This window comes from Cytobacillus oceanisediminis, from assembly GCF_003182355.1.
GTDB lineage: Bacteria > Bacillota > Bacilli > Bacillales > Cytobacillaceae > Cytobacillus > Cytobacillus oceanisediminis_A.
On sequence record NZ_QGTW01000003.1, the window covers coordinates 356,038 to 373,118 of the forward strand.

14 protein-coding genes are annotated in these 17,081 nt (G+C 42.2%); 2 read left to right on the forward strand and 12 right to left on the reverse strand.

Translation table 11 applies throughout. The features are described 5' to 3' along the window. Positions 1-11: 11 nt before the first annotated feature. From DFO73_RS08515 to DFO73_RS08540, 6 genes are all read right to left on the reverse strand, one after another. Positions 12-1,007, reverse strand: a complete 996-nt coding sequence (locus DFO73_RS08515) for a thiamine pyrophosphate-dependent dehydrogenase E1 component subunit alpha (protein ID WP_110064353.1) — start codon at positions 1,005-1,007, stop codon at positions 12-14. Positions 1,008-1,088: 81 nt separating this feature from the next. Then, a complete protein-coding gene (gene lpdA, locus DFO73_RS08520; protein WP_110064354.1) occupies positions 1,089-2,510 on the reverse strand; it encodes a dihydrolipoyl dehydrogenase in 1,422 nt (473 codons plus the stop codon). A gap of 15 nt (positions 2,511-2,525) precedes the next feature. Beyond that, positions 2,526-3,635 carry a butyrate kinase gene (gene buk, locus DFO73_RS08525; protein ID WP_110064355.1) on the reverse strand — a complete coding sequence of 370 codons (1,110 nt, stop codon included), beginning with the start codon at positions 3,633-3,635 and terminating at the stop codon, positions 2,526-2,528. A 196-nt stretch (positions 3,636-3,831) separates the two neighbouring features. Beyond that, on the reverse strand, positions 3,832-4,926 hold the full coding sequence (gene bcd / locus DFO73_RS08530) for a branched-chain amino acid dehydrogenase (RefSeq protein ID WP_110064356.1): 1,095 nt from the start codon (positions 4,924-4,926) through the stop codon (positions 3,832-3,834). Positions 4,927-5,016: 90 nt separating this feature from the next. Further along, positions 5,017-5,919, reverse strand: a complete 903-nt coding sequence (gene yqiS / locus DFO73_RS08535) for a phosphate butyryltransferase (protein ID WP_110064357.1) — start codon at positions 5,917-5,919, stop codon at positions 5,017-5,019. Positions 5,920-6,098: 179 nt separating this feature from the next. Further along, complete coding sequence (locus tag DFO73_RS08540; RefSeq protein WP_110064358.1) at positions 6,099-8,165, reverse strand: sigma-54 interaction domain-containing protein; 2,067 nt, start codon at positions 8,163-8,165, stop codon at positions 6,099-6,101. 156 nt (positions 8,166-8,321) lie between these two features. Here DFO73_RS08540 and DFO73_RS08545 point away from each other — a divergent pair, with 156 nt between their 5' ends. Together DFO73_RS08545 and DFO73_RS08550 are read left to right on the forward strand one after the other, a co-directional pair. Beyond that, the gene (locus DFO73_RS08545; RefSeq protein WP_110064359.1) at positions 8,322-8,558 is read left to right on the forward strand and encodes a DUF2627 domain-containing protein; all 237 of its coding nucleotides are present in this window, start codon (positions 8,322-8,324) and stop codon (positions 8,556-8,558) included. 272 nt (positions 8,559-8,830) lie between these two features. After that, the gene (locus DFO73_RS08550; RefSeq protein WP_110064360.1) at positions 8,831-8,968 is read left to right on the forward strand and encodes a YycC family protein; all 138 of its coding nucleotides are present in this window, start codon (positions 8,831-8,833) and stop codon (positions 8,966-8,968) included. A gap of 130 nt (positions 8,969-9,098) precedes the next feature. Here DFO73_RS08550 and spo0A read toward each other — a convergent pair whose 3' ends face one another. From spo0A to dxs, 6 genes are all read right to left on the reverse strand, one after another. Then, the gene (gene spo0A, locus DFO73_RS08555; protein ID WP_110064361.1) at positions 9,099-9,887 is read right to left on the reverse strand and encodes a sporulation transcription factor Spo0A; all 789 of its coding nucleotides are present in this window, start codon (positions 9,885-9,887) and stop codon (positions 9,099-9,101) included. Positions 9,888-10,204: 317 nt separating this feature from the next. Further along, positions 10,205-11,494 (reverse strand): SpoIVB peptidase, encoded by a 1,290-nt coding sequence (spoIVB, locus tag DFO73_RS08560; protein ID WP_110064362.1) that lies wholly within the window; start codon positions 11,492-11,494, stop codon positions 10,205-10,207. Between the two features lie 197 nt (positions 11,495-11,691). Beyond that, positions 11,692-13,374 carry a DNA repair protein RecN gene (gene recN, locus DFO73_RS08565; RefSeq protein WP_110064363.1) on the reverse strand — a complete coding sequence of 561 codons (1,683 nt, stop codon included), beginning with the start codon at positions 13,372-13,374 and terminating at the stop codon, positions 11,692-11,694. A 225-nt stretch (positions 13,375-13,599) separates the two neighbouring features. Continuing rightward, a complete protein-coding gene (ahrC, locus tag DFO73_RS08570; RefSeq protein ID WP_009332889.1) occupies positions 13,600-14,049 on the reverse strand; it encodes a transcriptional regulator AhrC/ArgR in 450 nt (149 codons plus the stop codon). A 286-nt stretch (positions 14,050-14,335) separates the two neighbouring features. Then, positions 14,336-15,181 carry a TlyA family RNA methyltransferase gene (locus DFO73_RS08575; protein ID WP_110064364.1) on the reverse strand — a complete coding sequence of 282 codons (846 nt, stop codon included), beginning with the start codon at positions 15,179-15,181 and terminating at the stop codon, positions 14,336-14,338. A gap of 3 nt (positions 15,182-15,184) precedes the next feature. Next, the gene (dxs, locus tag DFO73_RS08580; RefSeq protein WP_110064365.1) at positions 15,185-17,077 is read right to left on the reverse strand and encodes a 1-deoxy-D-xylulose-5-phosphate synthase; all 1,893 of its coding nucleotides are present in this window, start codon (positions 17,075-17,077) and stop codon (positions 15,185-15,187) included. Positions 17,078-17,081: the final 4 nt, after the last annotated feature.

Consider the following 17,081-nt stretch of genomic DNA (forward strand, 5'->3'; position numbering starts at 1 on the left):
CTCTCTCCCCCTTACTGTTCAGCATAAACATGTTTTAATGCGTTTTCCGGCTCGGCATATGGAGCGTCTTCAGCATAATCAGTTGCTTCGTTTACCAATTTCATAACACGGTCATTAATCTCTTTTTCTGATGTATCGTCCATTACTCCATTTTCTTTTAAATAAGCACCGAAAGTAATAATTGGATCTTTTGTTTTCGCTTCCGCTACTTCATCAGGAGCACGGTAGCTGCGGTCATCATCATCGGAAGAGTGCGGAGTCAAACGGTAAGAAATTGTTTCGACCAAAGTCGGCCCTTCTCCGCGGCGGCCTCTATCTGCTGCTTCTTTTACTGCTTTATATACTTCAAGCGGGTCATTGCCATCAACTGTGACACCAGGCATGCCATAGCCAATTGCTCGGTCAGAAACGTTTTCGCAGGCAAGCTGCTTTTCAACCGGAACTGAGATGGCATACTTATTGTTTTCACACATAAAAATAACAGGAAGTTTATGAACTCCGGCAAAGTTGGCACCCTCATGGAAATCTCCCTGGTTTGAAGAACCTTCGCCGAACGTTACAAACGTTACAAGGTCTTTGCCTTCCAGTTTTCCTCCAAGAGCTACTCCAACAGCATGCGGAACCTGGGTAGTAACCGGTGAGGAACCTGTTACAATCCGATTTTTCTTTTGGCCAAAGTGGCCAGGCATTTGGCGTCCGCCTGAATTTGGATCTTCCGCTTTTGCAAAACCGGATAGCATTAATTCTTTTGGAGTCATACCGAATGTAAGAACTACACCCATATCACGATAATACGGAAGGACATAATCTTTCTCCCGGTCAAGCGCAAAGGCAGCACCTACCTGGGCAGCTTCTTGCCCCTGGCATGAAATAACGAACGGAATTTTCCCCGCGCGGTTTAAAAGCCACATACGCTCATCAATGCGGCGTGCCAATAGCATCGTCTCATACATTTCAAGAACTCTCTCGTCACTTAAACCTAATTCTTTATGACGGTTTTCAGCCATTTTATACAACCTCCTAAACTTTTATGTACTTGCCGGTATCCTAATCAGAAGGCCGGCATTTTTAGCTGCATCCAATATGTTTTACCCGTGAATCGCTTTTCCATCAACAGCAAGAGCTGCTTCTCCAATTGCTTCCGATAATGTTGGATGCGGGTGAATGGTATGTGCCACTTCCCATGGTGTAGCATCAAGAACACGCGCAAGGCCTGCTTCTGAAATCATATCTGTCACATGCGGGCCAATCATATGTACACCAAGGATATCGTCGGTATCTTTATCAGCCACTATTTTGACAAATCCATCAGATTCTCCAAACACAAGCGCCTTTCCGATTGCCCGGAATGAGAACTTGCCTGTCTTCACGTTAAAGCCTTTTTCCTTTGCCTCATCCTCTGTCAATCCTACACTTGCTGCTTCTGGTGCACTATAAATACATTTTGACACCAGGCTGTAATCGATTGGTGAAGGATTTTGCCCGGCAATGTGTTCAACGGCAACAATGCCTTCATGGGATGCAACATGGGCAAGCTGAAGGCCGCCAATGACATCACCAATTGCATATATATGTGATTCCTTTGTCTGGAAAAATTCATTTGCAGTAATAAATCCTTTTTCAATTTGGATATCTGTATTTTCAATGCCAATTCCCTCGACATTTGCCTGGCGGCCAACTGAAACAAGCAGCTTTTCAGCAGAGAACTCCTTTTGTGAACCTTTCACTTCTGCAGAAATCGTTACCCCTTCACCTTTTTGCAAAGTTTCAGAAAGCACCTTTGCTCCCGTTACAATTTTTACGCCTTTCTTTTTCATAAGGCGCTGCATTTCTTTTGAAATCTCACTATCTTCTGTAGGAATAATCCGGTCAGCATATTCAATAACCGTCACTTCTGCACCGAAATCTGATAACATGGATGCCCATTCAATTCCAATTACACCGCCGCCCACAATTATAATGGAATTTGGTATTTCCTCCATTGCCAGCGCCTCATCAGAGGTCATGACAAGCTGGCCATCAATATCCAGCCCAGGAAGTGTACGTGGCCGTGATCCTGTCGCCACAATGACATTTTTAGGAATCAGCATTTCGTTTTCATCGCCATTATTCATTTCAACAGAGATTGTGCCAGGCATTGGAGAAAAGATGGAAGGTCCCAAGATGCGTCCTGTTCCTTCAAAAACATCTATCTTCCCTTGCTTCATCAGGTGCTGAACACCCTTATGCAGCTGTTCAACAATTTTATTTTTTCGCTCCTGGACTTTTCCAAAGTTGATGGATACATCACTAGTGACTACACCAAAATCCTCACTATGCTTTGCGGTTGCAAATACTTCAGCACTTCTCAATAATGCCTTGCTTGGTATGCATCCTTTATGAAGGCAAGTGCCGCCAAGTTTCGCTTTTTCAACTATTGCCGTTTTTAATCCAAGCTGTGAAGCTCGAATGGCAGCTACATAACCGCCAGTGCCTCCGCCAAGAATGACTAAATCATATTCCTGTGCCAAGTTGCTTCCCCCTTTTTATTTGATTGCTGCTTTGTTAGCAGCTTTTCCCGGATATTCTTTTTCTGTTTCCTCACCGCGAAGAACACGCAATGCTCCCTCCGCCAGGGCTTGAAGCTCATTTTCGCCCGGCTGGATGATTACGTCGGCGATCCAATTTATGCGTTCGCTGATTTCCTTGACAAATCCTTTTCCATAAGCAAGGCCGCCGGTCAGAATAATGGCGTCCACCTTGCCTCCAAGTACAGCACTTGCAGAGCCAATCTCTTTTGCAACCTGATAAGCCATAGCTGAATAGACTAGCTTTGCTTTTTCATCGCCGTTTTCAATCATCTTTTCAACTTTTACAGCGTCGTTCGTTCCGAGGTAACCGACAAGGCCGCCTTGTCCGACAAGTTTCTTCATAACTTCTTCACGATAAAAACTGCCGGAGTAGCAAAGTCCCACCAAATCGCCGGCTGGCACTGTACCTGCCCGTTCAGGGCTGAAAGGTCCATCTCCATGCAATCCGTTATTGACATCTACTACTCTTCCCTGTTTATGAGCACCTACTGTAATTCCGCCGCCCATATGAGTAACAATTAAATTTAGTTCCTCATATTTTCTCCCAAGATCTTTTGCGACTCTTCTTGCAACAGCTTTCTGATTCAAAGCATGAAATATGCTTTTTCTTTCTATCATTGAAAAACCGGAAATTCGGGCAATTGAATCTAACTCATCAACAACAACCGGGTCAACAATATAAGAAGGAATATTTAATCCCGAAGCAATTTCGTATGCCAAGATTCCACCCAGGTTTGAAGCATGCTGCCCTGCAAAACCAGCCCGCAAATCCGCAAGCATCGCCTCATTAACAGAATAAGTGCCTCCTTCGATAGGGCGCAGCAGACCGCCACGGCCGCATACAGCACTTAATTTTGAAATATTTATCCCTTCATGATCCAACGTTTCCAAAATGGTTTTTTTACGAAATTCATACTGATCGATAATATTTTCAAATGAGTTTATGACATCTGAATCATGGCGCAATGTTTTTTCCAGGACAGAAATCTCATTATCGAAAACTCCAATCTTTGTTGAAGTGGATCCCGGATTGATGACGAGAATTCGATGTTCTTGTTCTAGCACGTTTAAACCTCCATTAGAAAGCGGAAATCTTCCTTGTAAAAGCAACCTTTTACAAAGGAGCTCAAGCTGCCGCTGCGTATTTTTTCTATTAATATTTAAAGGCAAAGACGCTGAATTTTTCATTCAGCGTGTTGCTTTCAGGGCATAAATGGCCATGAATTGATTCTCATAAATAAGCAGCCATTGCCACGAAATTTTATCGGCGGCTAAGGATATGGTGGCCGTTTTGCAAGAATTGGCCGCGGGAATTGCGCATTCTTTCAATTCTTTCCTCAGCCATACGATCAGCCGCTTTGTATGTTGGAATGCCATCTCTTTTAGCAATTTCAATGACTTTTTCTATATTATTGTAAACAGTTTCAACTTTTTTCATGGCACGCTCACGGTTGTAGCCATACAGCTCATCTGCAACATTAATAACCCCGCCTGCATTTATGACATAGTCAGGAGCGTAGACGATCCCCATTTCATGTATTTGATCGCCATGGCGTGTTTCTTTTAGCTGATTGTTGGCAGCTCCTGCGATAACTTTTGCTTTTAGCTGAGGAATTGTATCATCATTAATTGTTGCACCCAATGCGCATGGAGCATAGATATCACATCCAACTCCGTAAATTTCATTAGGTTCAACAGCTTTTGCACCAAATTCTTCAACTGCACGCTGAACTGGTTCTTTATTAATATCCGTTACTATGAGCTGAGCCCCTTCTTCATGCAGGTGGCGGCAAAGATTATACGCAACATTTCCTACACCCTGTACAGCAATTGTTTTGCCTTCCAAAGAGTCTGTTCCAAAGGCTGCTTTAGCTGCCGCTTTCATTCCTCTGTAAACGCCATAGGCAGTTACAGGTGAAGGGTTTCCTGAAGAGCCGAAAGCTGGAGATATTCCTGTTACATAATCTGTTTCCTCGTGGATCAGGTCCATATCAGCTACAGTAGTTCCTACATCTTCCGCAGTGATGTAACGGCCATTCAAGCCTTGAATATAGCGGCCGAAAGCACGGAACATCTCTTCATTTTTGTCTTTGCGCGGATCGCCGATTATAACTGTTTTCCCGCCGCCAAGATTTAAGCCGGCTGCAGCATTTTTATAAGTCATGCCGCGAGCAAGACGAAGCGCATCCTCAATAGCCGCTTCCTCGGATTCATAAGTCCACATGCGTGTTCCGCCAAGGGCAGGTCCCAAAGTGGTATCGTGGATGGCAATAATCGCCTTTAATCCTGATTGCTTATCCTGGCAAAAAACAACTTGCTCATAATCATAAGTTTCTAAGTATTTGAAGATTTCCATATTAAAATTCCCCCGATTCTTTTAAAGAAGTATGTTATTTCCACCTGATATATCGTGTTTATGCAGCAGACAACCAAGCTGCCTTATATTCTATCTTGCAGAGCAGATAGCCAACGCTAATGAATACACTTTGCTTTCAGCCGAATCAGCCCTGGATGTTAGAACAATAGGAGCTTTAGCGCCGGCAATAACCGCACCCACCTTTGCTTTTGCAAAGTAGACGAGAGATTTATATAAAGCATTCCCAACTTCTATTGTTGGCACTAATAAAACGTCTGCCTGTCCGGCAACCTCACTCTTTATTCCCTTGTGTTCAGCAGCCTCAAAAGAAATTGCATTATCCAAAGCCAAAGGGCCATCCACAACACAATCTTTAATTTGTCCCCGCTTGTTCATAAGGGATAAAGCAGCCGCATCCAGCGTGGCCTGCATAGCCGGATTAACAACCTCCACTGCTGCAATAGGTGCAACCAGCGGCTTCTCAATCCCAATGCTCCTTGCTATGTCAACTGCGTTTTTCACAATTTGGGCTTTCTGATTAAGATCAGGTGCAATATTCATAGCTGCATCTGTTATAATCGTAAATCGGTCAAAGCCAGGAACTTCAAATACAGCTACATGCGATAATATATTTCCTGTCCTTAAACCGAAATCTTTATTCAAAACAGCCTTTAAGATTCCAGCAGTAGGGATATTCCCTTTCATCAAAACATTGGCTTTAAGCTCCTTCACAGCTCTCACTGCCTGTTCTGCCGCCGAAGCTGCAGATTCTGCAGGAATAATTTTAAGCTTCGGGCTTTCCGCTATTCCACTATGCTTCTGATTTATTAACTCGTGAATTTTTTCTTCATTCCCGAATAATAAAAAGCTTGCTAAGTTACGCTTAATCGCTTCTGCGACAGCTTCCAGCACTTCATCATCTTCTGCTGCGGCTACAGCTACCGTTTTTTCACCAAATTGGGTTGCTCTTGTTATAAGCGAATCCAATTCCATCTGTTCAACCCCCTTACCAGAAAAAGCGCATGGCCTAAGCCAAGCTTCTTCACTTTGCTTTCAAATCTTTGATGCAACATCCGATTATTATACTTGCAAGAAGTATGCCAACTCAAAAACCCAATGAAAACGCTTTATTCACTATGCTAAAGCGTGAAATAAATTGCATACTATGAAAATTATTGCATGCTAATATTTGCAATATTATATTTCTCCAGCTTATAATACAGATTCCTCACCGACAATCCCAGCGTTTTTGCTGTCAGCGTTTTATTTCCTTCAAGCTTCTGCAGCGTCTGGCGGATCATTTTTTCCTCATATTGCTCAACCAGTTGAGACAGTGTTTTATCCTGTATCACCTCACTTATTTCCTGACTGGCAGCTGTGCTGTTCGAACTGATTAGTTCCGGGATATGCCTTTCCTCTATTTCCGTTTCATTGTAGCTCATAAAGATTATGGCTCTGCCGAGTATGTTATCCAGTTCTCTTACATTCCCCGGCCAATCATAGGCCATCAGCTTTTCAATCGCTTTTTCCGTTACTCCCTCAACATTTCTCCCATATTCCTGATTAATTTTTTGGATCAGTCTGCTGCTAAGCAGCGGGATATCTTTTTTTCTTCGCCTTAAAGAGGGAATATGTATCGGCATCCTATTTAGCCTATAGTATAAGTCTTCCCTAAAAGTGCCATTAGCAATTCCTTTTTCTAAATTGACATTTGTTGCGGCAATAATCCTGACATCAATATGGATTGGCTTAGTTCCTCCGACCCGCGTAATTTCATGCTCCTGCAGAACCCTTAGCAGCTTGGCTTGAGTATTGGCTGTCAACTCTCCAATTTCATCGAGAAAGATGCTCCCTTTATCAGCCTCTTCAAAAAGCCCTCTTTTTCCGCCTCTCTTGGCTCCGGAGAACGCGCCTTCCTCATAACCGAACAGTTCGCTTTCCAATAATGATTCAGATAAAGCAGCACAATTCACTCTTATAAATTTGTTATATTTTCTGTCACTCGCATTATGGATGGCATGGGCAAACAGTTCTTTACCTGTGCCAGATTCGCCACGGAGCAGAACCGTGGCCGGTGTTTTGGCGCCGAGCTTCGCCTGTTCTATTGCAATAGTTATCTCTTCTGATGTTCCAATGATATCTTCAAATGAATATTTTGCCTCCAAAGTCCGGATAATCTGCCTGGCCCGATGCAATTCCCTGTTTAGGCTTTGAATTTCCGAGACATCATGAATAACGCCTACACTTCCTTTTAATTTTCCATTAACGATAACTGGAGCGACATTAACTACAACATCCTTCCTTTTCGGTCCGACCCTCATGGCCACTCCTCTCATCGCTCTTCTTGTTTGAAGCACCTTCATATGTACACTTTCACCTTCAGATATATCTGTCGTTGCAGGCTGGCCGATAACCTCTTCCTCTTTAAGTCCTGTCAGCCGTGAATAGGCCGGATTGATTAATATCCCTTTTCCGTTTTCATCTACAACTGAAATAGCTTCTTCACTGGATTGGATAATTGCCTGAAGCATTGTCTGTATTTCCTTGAGATTAGTTATTTCCTCAGCCAGCGTGACTACCTCAGTAATATCTTTAAAAACAGCGAAGGCACCCATCAGCTCATTATTTTCACCAAGCATCGGAATTCTCGTTGTGATAATCTTAAGGCCATTCTCTAAAATCATTTCCTGATTGACCTCTACCCTTCTCGTTTCCAATACTCTGGGCAGCAGGCTATCCGTTATAACGTCATTCACCTTTTGGCCGATAGCGTCTTTTCTTTTTATTCCGGTCATTTTCTCTGCACTTCGGTTAAAAACAGTAATTCTGGCATGATTATTAATGACGATCATGCCATCATCAGTAGAATTAAAAATCAAATCATGTTTATAAGCTTCATTTCTGAACTTCGAAATCAGCTCTTCCTTTTCTTCAAGAAGCTTTGCGATTAAATAAGCAACACTTCCCGGTATTAAAACAGTGTCCTTGCTTCTTGCTTCTCTAATATCTACAAAGACCTGTTCATTCCCAGTAACCTCTATAATAATATCTATATTTTGATTCATGAATTCGCGCCAATCGGTGCCAACAGGAATCCCATTTTCTTTTGCAAGCTTCAGTCCAGGAGCATCGGAATTAACATCTACCATAGCTTTAACATCCAAAATAGCTGTTTCTTTTATAATTTTCAATATAGCTGTTCCGCCTTTTCCTGCTCCAACAATCATAGCTGTTTGCATTATCTAACCCGCTTTCATTGAAAATCTTTGCATACCCGCCTCTTATGAACATGCAATACTCTTCACGTTTTATTTTAGCATAGTTACTGCGCTTGACAAATTTCTCTAATGATTTATTATTTCGATAGATGACTTCGTTATGAAGGGAACTGTTATATGATCAGACTAATTGCATTATTGATTCTTTTGCTTCCAGGTGTACTAGCTGTTTATGGAATAAAATTAATGAGAGATATGGTTTTTGGCATCCTGCAGAGCCCATTTCCTTATTTATGGCTTCAATTTATTGCAGGATTGCTGTTTTTACTAATCGGGCTTGGCTTTATCGCAGGCTTTGTCCTTTACCGCGATCGAAAAAGAAATAAGGTGCAAGCACGGTTTAAGATAAAATAAAATTTAACTCTCTAAACTCGTCTGTTTGATTTCCAAGTTCTCGCTTCCGCGGGTGGTCAGGGAGCCCCTCGGCTATTTCGGCCTGTGGGATCTCCCATTTGACTCGCTTCTCCTGCACGATTTTGAATAAGCATCCTTGAAATAAACACCGCACGAAGAAAATGCGAAATGCATTTTCGGGGATTTCGCATCTTCCGCTCCAATCAAAAGAGTGCCAAAATCAACAATAAGCTTTAACATAGTCAAATATTTAAATAAGTGAGGGATACTCCGTGAAGCCACTGCAAATTTCGCCTGAAACTGCTCTAAAGTTATCTGAAAAGTTAAATCTCCCTTTGGAGCAAATCATGCATATGCCTCAGCATATATTAATTCAAAAAATGATTGAGCTTGAAAAGGAAGAAAAGTAAAACAAAAAAAGGTTCAGTATGAATTAATTTCACACTGAGCCTTTTTTATTGCACTTAAAAACGCTCCTTAAAGGAGCGTCTAAAGAACATGATGAGAATTTATAAGTAGGTGGTATTAGTCCTTACCCTTTCAAGAAGCCTTATGCTCCAAACGAAGCTTATCGGCAACCATCGCGATGAATTCAGAGTTCGTTGGCTTTGCTTTTGTCATGCTGACTGTATAACCGAACAGCGAAGAAATGGAGTCGATATTTCCGCGGCTCCAGGCCACTTCAATTGCATGCCGGATCGCACGTTCCACCCGGCTCGCAGTTGTATTAAACTTTTTTGCAATATCAGGGTATAACACTTTTGTAATGGACCCAAGAAGTTCAATATCATTATATACCATAGAGATCGCTTCACGAAGATATAAATAGCCCTTAATGTGGGCAGGCACACCAATTTCATGAATGATGCTTGTAATGCTAGCGTCGAGGTTCTTTGGCTTTGCCTCTGCCTGCGGACGGTAAGCAGAAGATGGCTTGCGAAGTACAGCACTGGACTTTCCGCTGACCTGGCGGATATGGCTTGCCAAATTGTCCATATCAAAGGGCTTCAGGATAAAGTAAGATGCTCCCAGGTCTACTGCCTTTTTAGTGACATCTTCCTGGCCAAAAGCAGTCAGCATAATGACATTCGGGAGAGTATTCAAATTTAGATTTCTCATCTTTTCAAGGACAGCAAGTCCATCCAAATGAGGCATGATTATATCTAATACAAGAACGTCGGGCTGAGTCTGCTCCAAAACCTCTAAACATTCCTGTCCATTATGGGCTACCCCTGCAACATCCATATCTTCCTGGGAAGATATATATTCTTCTAAGAGTCCGACTAGCTCCCTGTTGTCATCCACAACACAAACTTTTATTTTCTTCACTTACTTTCCTCCTCGGTCCATTTATGGTCTCTTTTAAAAGATGTTCAAATAGTTTGAACTCGCTCTTTTCGGTATCTATTTCTATTCTAAATGACAATTTCGACAATGCAACAAAAAATCCTTTAGTTTTTTGAAAATTTCTTAAAAAAGCGGCAAAATCTCAATTTTTCTTTTGTTTTCTTCACTTTTCGACTACTTTCGTCATATACTTTAATTTCCAAATATATTTGTCGAAAAATCTTTATATAACCTATTTTAACATAAAAGTAAAAAAAGACGGGACTTTCCCGCCTTTTTCATTCATCCACTTTATTTATTTACGACGCCTTTTCCTCTGTCTTTTCATATATATCAATCCCGGCTTCATTTAGCATCCATTCAATATGGACACCATATCCGGAAGTCGGATCGTTTACAAAAACATGTGTTACCGCTCCAATAATTTTGCCATCCTGTATAATCGGGCTTCCGCTCATCCCTTGGACAATTCCGCCTGTTTTATCCAATAGCTTTTGGTCCGTAACTTTTATGACCATTCCTTTGGTTGCAGGGAATTTTTGCGGAATGGTACTTACAATTTCAATATCGAATAATGAAACTTCATCATTATCGACCACAGTCAGGATCTGCGCCGGACCTTCTTTTACTTGATGTGACAACGCAATAGGCATTGGTTTGTCAAAAATTCCATTCTTCATATCCCGGTTTAATTCCCCAAATATTCCGAAAGGACTGTTTCTGACAATATTGCCTATAATTTCTTTATCGGATGAGAATCGAGCCAATTTTTCTCCCGGATTTCCGTTGCTGCCTTTTTCAATAGAAGTGACAGTGGATCTGACAATTTGGCCGTCCTCCACCACAATTGGTTTCTTTGTGTCCATATCAGAAATAACATGGCCCAGGGCCCCATATTTCTTTGATTCAGGGTGATAAAAAGTCATTGTGCCAATACCTGCTGCAGAATCGCGAATATAAAGTCCAAGCTTGTAGGTTTCTTCCCCTTTTTCTTTCAACGGAGTAAGCTCGGTCTTTACTTTGCCGCTTTCACGGCTGACAACAATCTGAAGCGGGTTTCCCTTCTTTCCTGCTTCCTGTACAAATGGAGCTACATCTGACATTTTCTCGATTTTCTTGCCATTAATTTCAGTGATGATATCCCCGATTTTTATGCCTGCAGTTTCCCCAGGTGAAGCTTTACCATCAGCAGTATTTACCTGATGGTGGCCAACTACTAACACGCCTACAGTATTAAGCTTTACCCCAATGCTTTGGCCTCCAGGGATTACTTTGAAATCCTTTAATACGTTAACATCAACCTTCTTAATCGGAAAACCAGCCAATTCTAAAAACATTTCATTTTTCCCATTCTCTCGTGCGTGAAGAGAAACTGAATGGTTATCTTCTTTCAGTGAAATACTTGAATTATCTATGGACAATCCAGCTGATACTGCTTCTGCTTTCACAAAATCAAGCTGCTGTCCTTCAAAAAGAGTTATATTTGCAGGTATTTGCAAATAATCTTGAACAGGCTTAGAAAAACCTAATGCAATTAATGAAACAAGGAGAATTCCACCAATTATTTTACGCATAACGTCATATGTCAAATTTTTCACTCTCCTCGCTTCTAGTCCACCCACATTAAATGGCTACATCTATAATTTTGCCTGCATCGAAGGCATTTATAACAGCCATTGACATAAAAAAAGCTATCCTTCTTTGGATAGCTTTTCAAGGTATCAGCATCCCGCCTGCCCACACTGCTTTTAATGCAAAAAGAGCAAGGGCTTAGGACGTCTGGTAATTATTTTAACTGATTGGCTAGCTGGAGCAATTCTTTGGCATGCTCTTTCGTTAAATCGGTGATTTCAACTCCTGAAATCATTCGCCCGATTTCCTTAATTTTTTCATCATCCGTTAAAGGTTTGACAGTTGTTTTTGTTCGCCCGTCTTTTATGTTTTTGGCAATAAATAAATGTGTATCCGCCATTGCAGCAACCTGCGGCAAATGTGAAATGCATAAGACCTGCGAGTTTACGGAAACATGGTGAATTTTCTCAGCAATTGCCTGTGCAACCCGGCCGCTGACCCCTGTGTCTACCTCATCGAAAATGATGCTGGTAACCCCTTGATGCTTTGAAAAAATGCTTTTTAAAGCCAGCATTATTCTGGACAGCTCCCCACCAGAAGCAATCTTTGACAATGGTTTGACAGGCTCTCCCGGGTTGGTGGAAATATAAAATTCAGCCCTGTCAATCCCATTCTTTAAAAAGCCGTCAGGTTCAGAAGAGAATCTGACTTCAAAAACGGTCTTTTCCATATATAATTCCTTAAGCTCTTTGTGGATTAACTTTGTTAAATGAAGTGCCGCCTTTTTCCTTAGCCGGCTTAGCTCTTCCGCTTCAACCAAAAGGTCTTTTTTCAGCGCAGCAACTTCCTTCTGGAGTTTATCAATATGCGTCTCTTTATTTTGAAGCGTTTCAATCTCCTCTTCAATCTTCGCTGCATACTCCAGGACTTCTTCCACCGTCTTCCCATACTTTCGTTTTAAACCGTTAATTTCGTTAAGCCTGTCTTCTATTTCGTTAAGCCGCTGAGGGTCATATTCCATAAAGTCCATCTCATTGCGGAGTGATCTTGCAGCGTCCTCCAGCATATAGAAGCTGTTTGATACATTCTCGGCTATTTCTTTATAGGCGGGATCCAGCTCAGCTGCATCCTGCAAATGCCCCATAACCATCCCTATCCAGTCAAGACCCTTTTGTTCGCCCTGAAGGCCGTTATAGCCTGTTTGCAGGGAATCATAAATACGCTCAAAGTTAGAAAGCTTTCTTCTTTCTTCAAATAGCTCTTCATCTTCATTTATTTTTATCTGAGCCGACTGGATTTCATCCATCTGGAATTGTATTAAGTCCAGCCGGTGTGCCATTTGCTGTTCATTTTCGCTTAAATTTTTCAGTTTTTTTAACGTACTTTCATACGATTTGTAAATCCCCTGATATTCTGCTAAAGCGTTTGATATTTTATTCCCGCCAAATTGATCCAGAAGTGATAAATGCCGAGTTTCGTCCATAAGCTCTTGGTGCTCATGCTGTCCGTGAATATCAATAAGAGTACTTCCTATTTCCCTTAAGGTTGAGATAGTAACAAGTTTCCCGTTAACCCTGCAGACACTCTTCCCTGACTTTGATATATCCCTCCGCAGGACTACCATTCCATCTTCAATTTCTATGCCAAATTCCGATGTTTTCCTATAACAGGGATGTTTAGGGTCGTCCAGTTGAAACAGTCCTTCAATTACGGCCTTATCCTCTCCGTGGCGGACAAACTCGGCCGATCCCCTGCCGCCAACAAGCAAATGAATCGCATCTATGATGATTGACTTCCCTGCCCCGGTTTCACCGGTTAAAACAGTTAAGCCCTTTTCAAATGTCACAGAAAGGGCTTCTATAATAGCAAAATTTCGTATTGATATTTCATTTAACAATCATATCACCTCATTTAAAAAGCGAAGGCGCCTCGCTGTAGGAACGCAGACTAAAGGCGCCACGTCCTGTGGCAACGTCTGCATGACCTGCATCCTGCAGGCCTCAAGCACAAGACTCGCCTCACAGGAAGGTTTTCTTTACCTTTCTGGGAGGCTTGGCTTGTGACCTCGAGGCGGGCAGTCGCTGAAGCTGGACAAGTATCGAATTACTAGCTCATTTACAATCTAGAGCATTTCAAGAAAACGGTTTGAAATCGCTTCTGTATCCTCTGGTGTTTTGCATATGATTAAACATGTGTCATCACCGCAAATGGTTCCCAAAATTTCTTCCCAGTCCAAATTATCAATAAGAGCCCCGATGGCCATTGCATTACCGGGAAGGGTCTTCATAACAAGCAGGTGGCCTGCTGTATCTACTCTGACAAAGGCATCCATCAGATTTCTTTTCAGCTTCTGCAATGGATTAAAGCGCTGGTCGGCGGGAAGGCTGTATTTATACCTTCCATCCATTAATGGAACCTTCACAAGATGAAGTTCTTTTATATCCCTCGAGACGGTTGCCTGGGTTACATTAAACCCGGCATTCTTTAATTCATCAACAAGGTCATCCTGAGTTTCAATATCGTTATTCGTTATAATCTCGCGAATTTTAATGTGTCGCTGGCCTTTATTCACTTTTATCACCTCTATATTTTAAAAGCGTGTATCCGCTAATAGGCTACGGCTTTTTAAAGAATAGCTCTGTTAAGCTCGCCTGCTGATTTCCGCTCCAAATCAACTAGCGCTAAAATCAACAAGAGCTTACATAGCCTAAATATTAAATCATAAACCAAGTATAATCTAATCATATGTTAGCCGATTTTCCTTATAAAGTACAATTTTTCCCCGTATAGGATTATAATTCGTTAAAAAACGACAAAATCCCTTGTGATCAAACAATAAAAGAGGAACAGGCTTCCGCCTATTCCTCCCCATTCTCCTGCTTTGTCTTTAACCCGGCATGTGCTTCTTTTACAACTGCATCAGGCTGGAGTTTTAAAAGATTTTCTCCCTCTTCTTTGCTGCCCGCCCAATACAAATGCAGTAAAAACTCTATATTTCCGTCTCCGCCTGTGATTGGCGAGAAAGAAACATCTTTCACATCATAGCCAAGGCCAAGCGAAAATTCAATAATTTTTCCAAGTACTGATTCATGGACCTTCGGATCTCTGACGATCCCTTTTTTCCCAACCTGTTCACGGCCTGCCTCAAACTGCGGCTTAACAAGAGCCACTACATCACTTCCGGATACCAGAAGTGTTTTTAGGACAGGCAGAATCAATTTTAGCGATATGAAAGAAACATCTATGGAAGCAAAATCAGGCATTCCTGCAGTAAGATCGGCTGGCGTAACATAGCGGAAGTTTGTCCTTTCCATGACCACTACCCGTTCATCCTGCCTTAGCTTCCAGGCAAGCTGATTATAGCCTACATCCAGCGCGTAAGACATCTTTGCACCGTTTTGCAGCGCACAATCCGTAAAGCCGCCTGTGGAGGAACCAATATCAAGCAATATTTTGCCTTCGACATTTAAATCAAATACCTTTAGGGCCTTTTCAAGCTTTAGCCCTCCGCGGCTGACATAAGGCATCACTTTCCCTTTTAAAGTTAAAGGGATATCAACGCTTACTTTCTCGCCGGGTTTATCAAGGCGGCTTTCATTGCTGAAAACCAGGCCAGCCATCACAGCTCTTTTAGCTTTTTCCCTTGTTTCGGCAAGACCTCTCTCAACTAATAAAACGTCTAATCGTTCTTTCTTTGTTTTCATTCTTTAAGCCCTTTTTTGTTTTTTTCTTGCTAGTTTGCCGATTCTTTCAAAGACATCTTCCACTGTCATGCCGATTTCCTCTAATAGTTCTTTTACGCTGCCGTGCTCGATAAATTTATCAGGTATGCCCATCCTGTCAATCTCAGCATGATGAAAGCCTTGTTCATGTGCGTATTCCAGAACCGCACTTCCAAAGCCGCCCTGAAGGACAGCTTCTTCTATCGTCAGGATTGGCATATTTCCCCCGAACAAATCCTGCAGCATTTTCTCATCAAGCGGCTTAATAAACCTAGCATTCACCACTTTAATGGAATATCCCTGCTTTTCCAATAGCGAAGCAGCTTTTAAAGCCATAGGAATAGTTGTTCCGAAAGTTAGGATAGCTGCGTCATTTCCTTCTCGAAGAACCTCCCAGGTACCGATAGGAATTGGTTTGAGCTCATCATCCATTGGCACTCCGATGCCATTTCCGCGCGGAAATCGCATGGCGATTGGACCATCATTATATTCGATAGCCGTTTTAACCATGTGCTGGCCTTCATTTTCATCTTTCGGCATCATTAGAACCATATTCGGCAAATGCCTTAAGAAGGCTATATCAAAGACTCCCTGATGTGTTTCCCCATCTGCACCCACCAGTCCAGCACGGTCAATTCCAATAAATACATTTAAATTTTGACGCGCGATGTCATGCACAACCTGGTCATAGGCACGCTGCAGGAATGTAGAATAGATAGCAAGGAACGGCTTCATATTTTGCGTTGCCAGCCCAGCAGCAACAGTGGCTGCATGCTGTTCTGCAATTCCTACATCATACATACGATCAGGGAACTCACTTGCAAAGCCCTCCAGCTTTGATCCAACAGGCATTGCAGGGGTAATGGCGACGATTCTTTCATCATTTCTGGCCAGCTTCCTAACTGTCTCGCTGACAAGCTTGCTCCAGCCAGGCGGAGTACTGACAGGTTTAACAAAATCCCCTGTTTCCATCTTATACGGGCCTGTACCATGCCATGTGCCAATCCGATCGCTTTCGGCAGGCTGATAGCCCTTTCCTTTTTTCGTTAGGACATGGAGAAGAACAGGTCCCTCAGTCTTCTTCGCATAAGCCAAATTCTCAAATAAATCGTCATAACTGTGTCCGTCCACAGGCCCCAGGTATGTAAAGCCCAACTCTTCGAAAAACATTCCTGAAACAAATAAATATTTCAGGCTATCCTTCAGCCTCTCAGCAGTAGAAGCTAATTTTCCGCCCACTGCAGGCACTTTCTTTAAAAAATGTTCAAGTTCATCTTTTACCCAATTATATTTGCCTGCTGTCCTTAGTCTTCCCAGAACATTGTGCAAAGCTCCAACATTTGGGGCAATCGACATTTCATTATCATTTAAAATAACAATCATATTCTTTTTTTCATGGCCAATATGGTTCAAGGCCTCTAAAGCCATTCCACCGGTTAGGGCCCCGTCTCCTATGACTGGAATTACATAATTATTCTCTTTTTTTAAGTCTCTTGCGATGGCCATTCCCATTGCAGCAGATAGGGATGTGGAGCTATGCCCTGTTTCCCAAACATCATGCTCGCTTTCAACCATCTTTGGGAAGCCGCAAAGACCCTTGTACTGCCTTAATGTATCAAATTGGCATGCACGGCCCGTCAATATTTTATGCACATAGGATTGATGTCCGACATCCCATATAATTTTATCCTTGGGGCTATCAAAGCATTTATGAAGCGCTACAGTTAATTCCACGACACCGAGGTTTGGGCCGATATGCCCACCTGTACCGGACAGCTTTTCGATCAGAAATTCTCGGATATCCTGGCTCAAATTTTCAAGTTCCTTATTAGAGAGCCCCTTTAAAAAGGAAGGGTCTTTAATTGATAACAGATCCATTCTG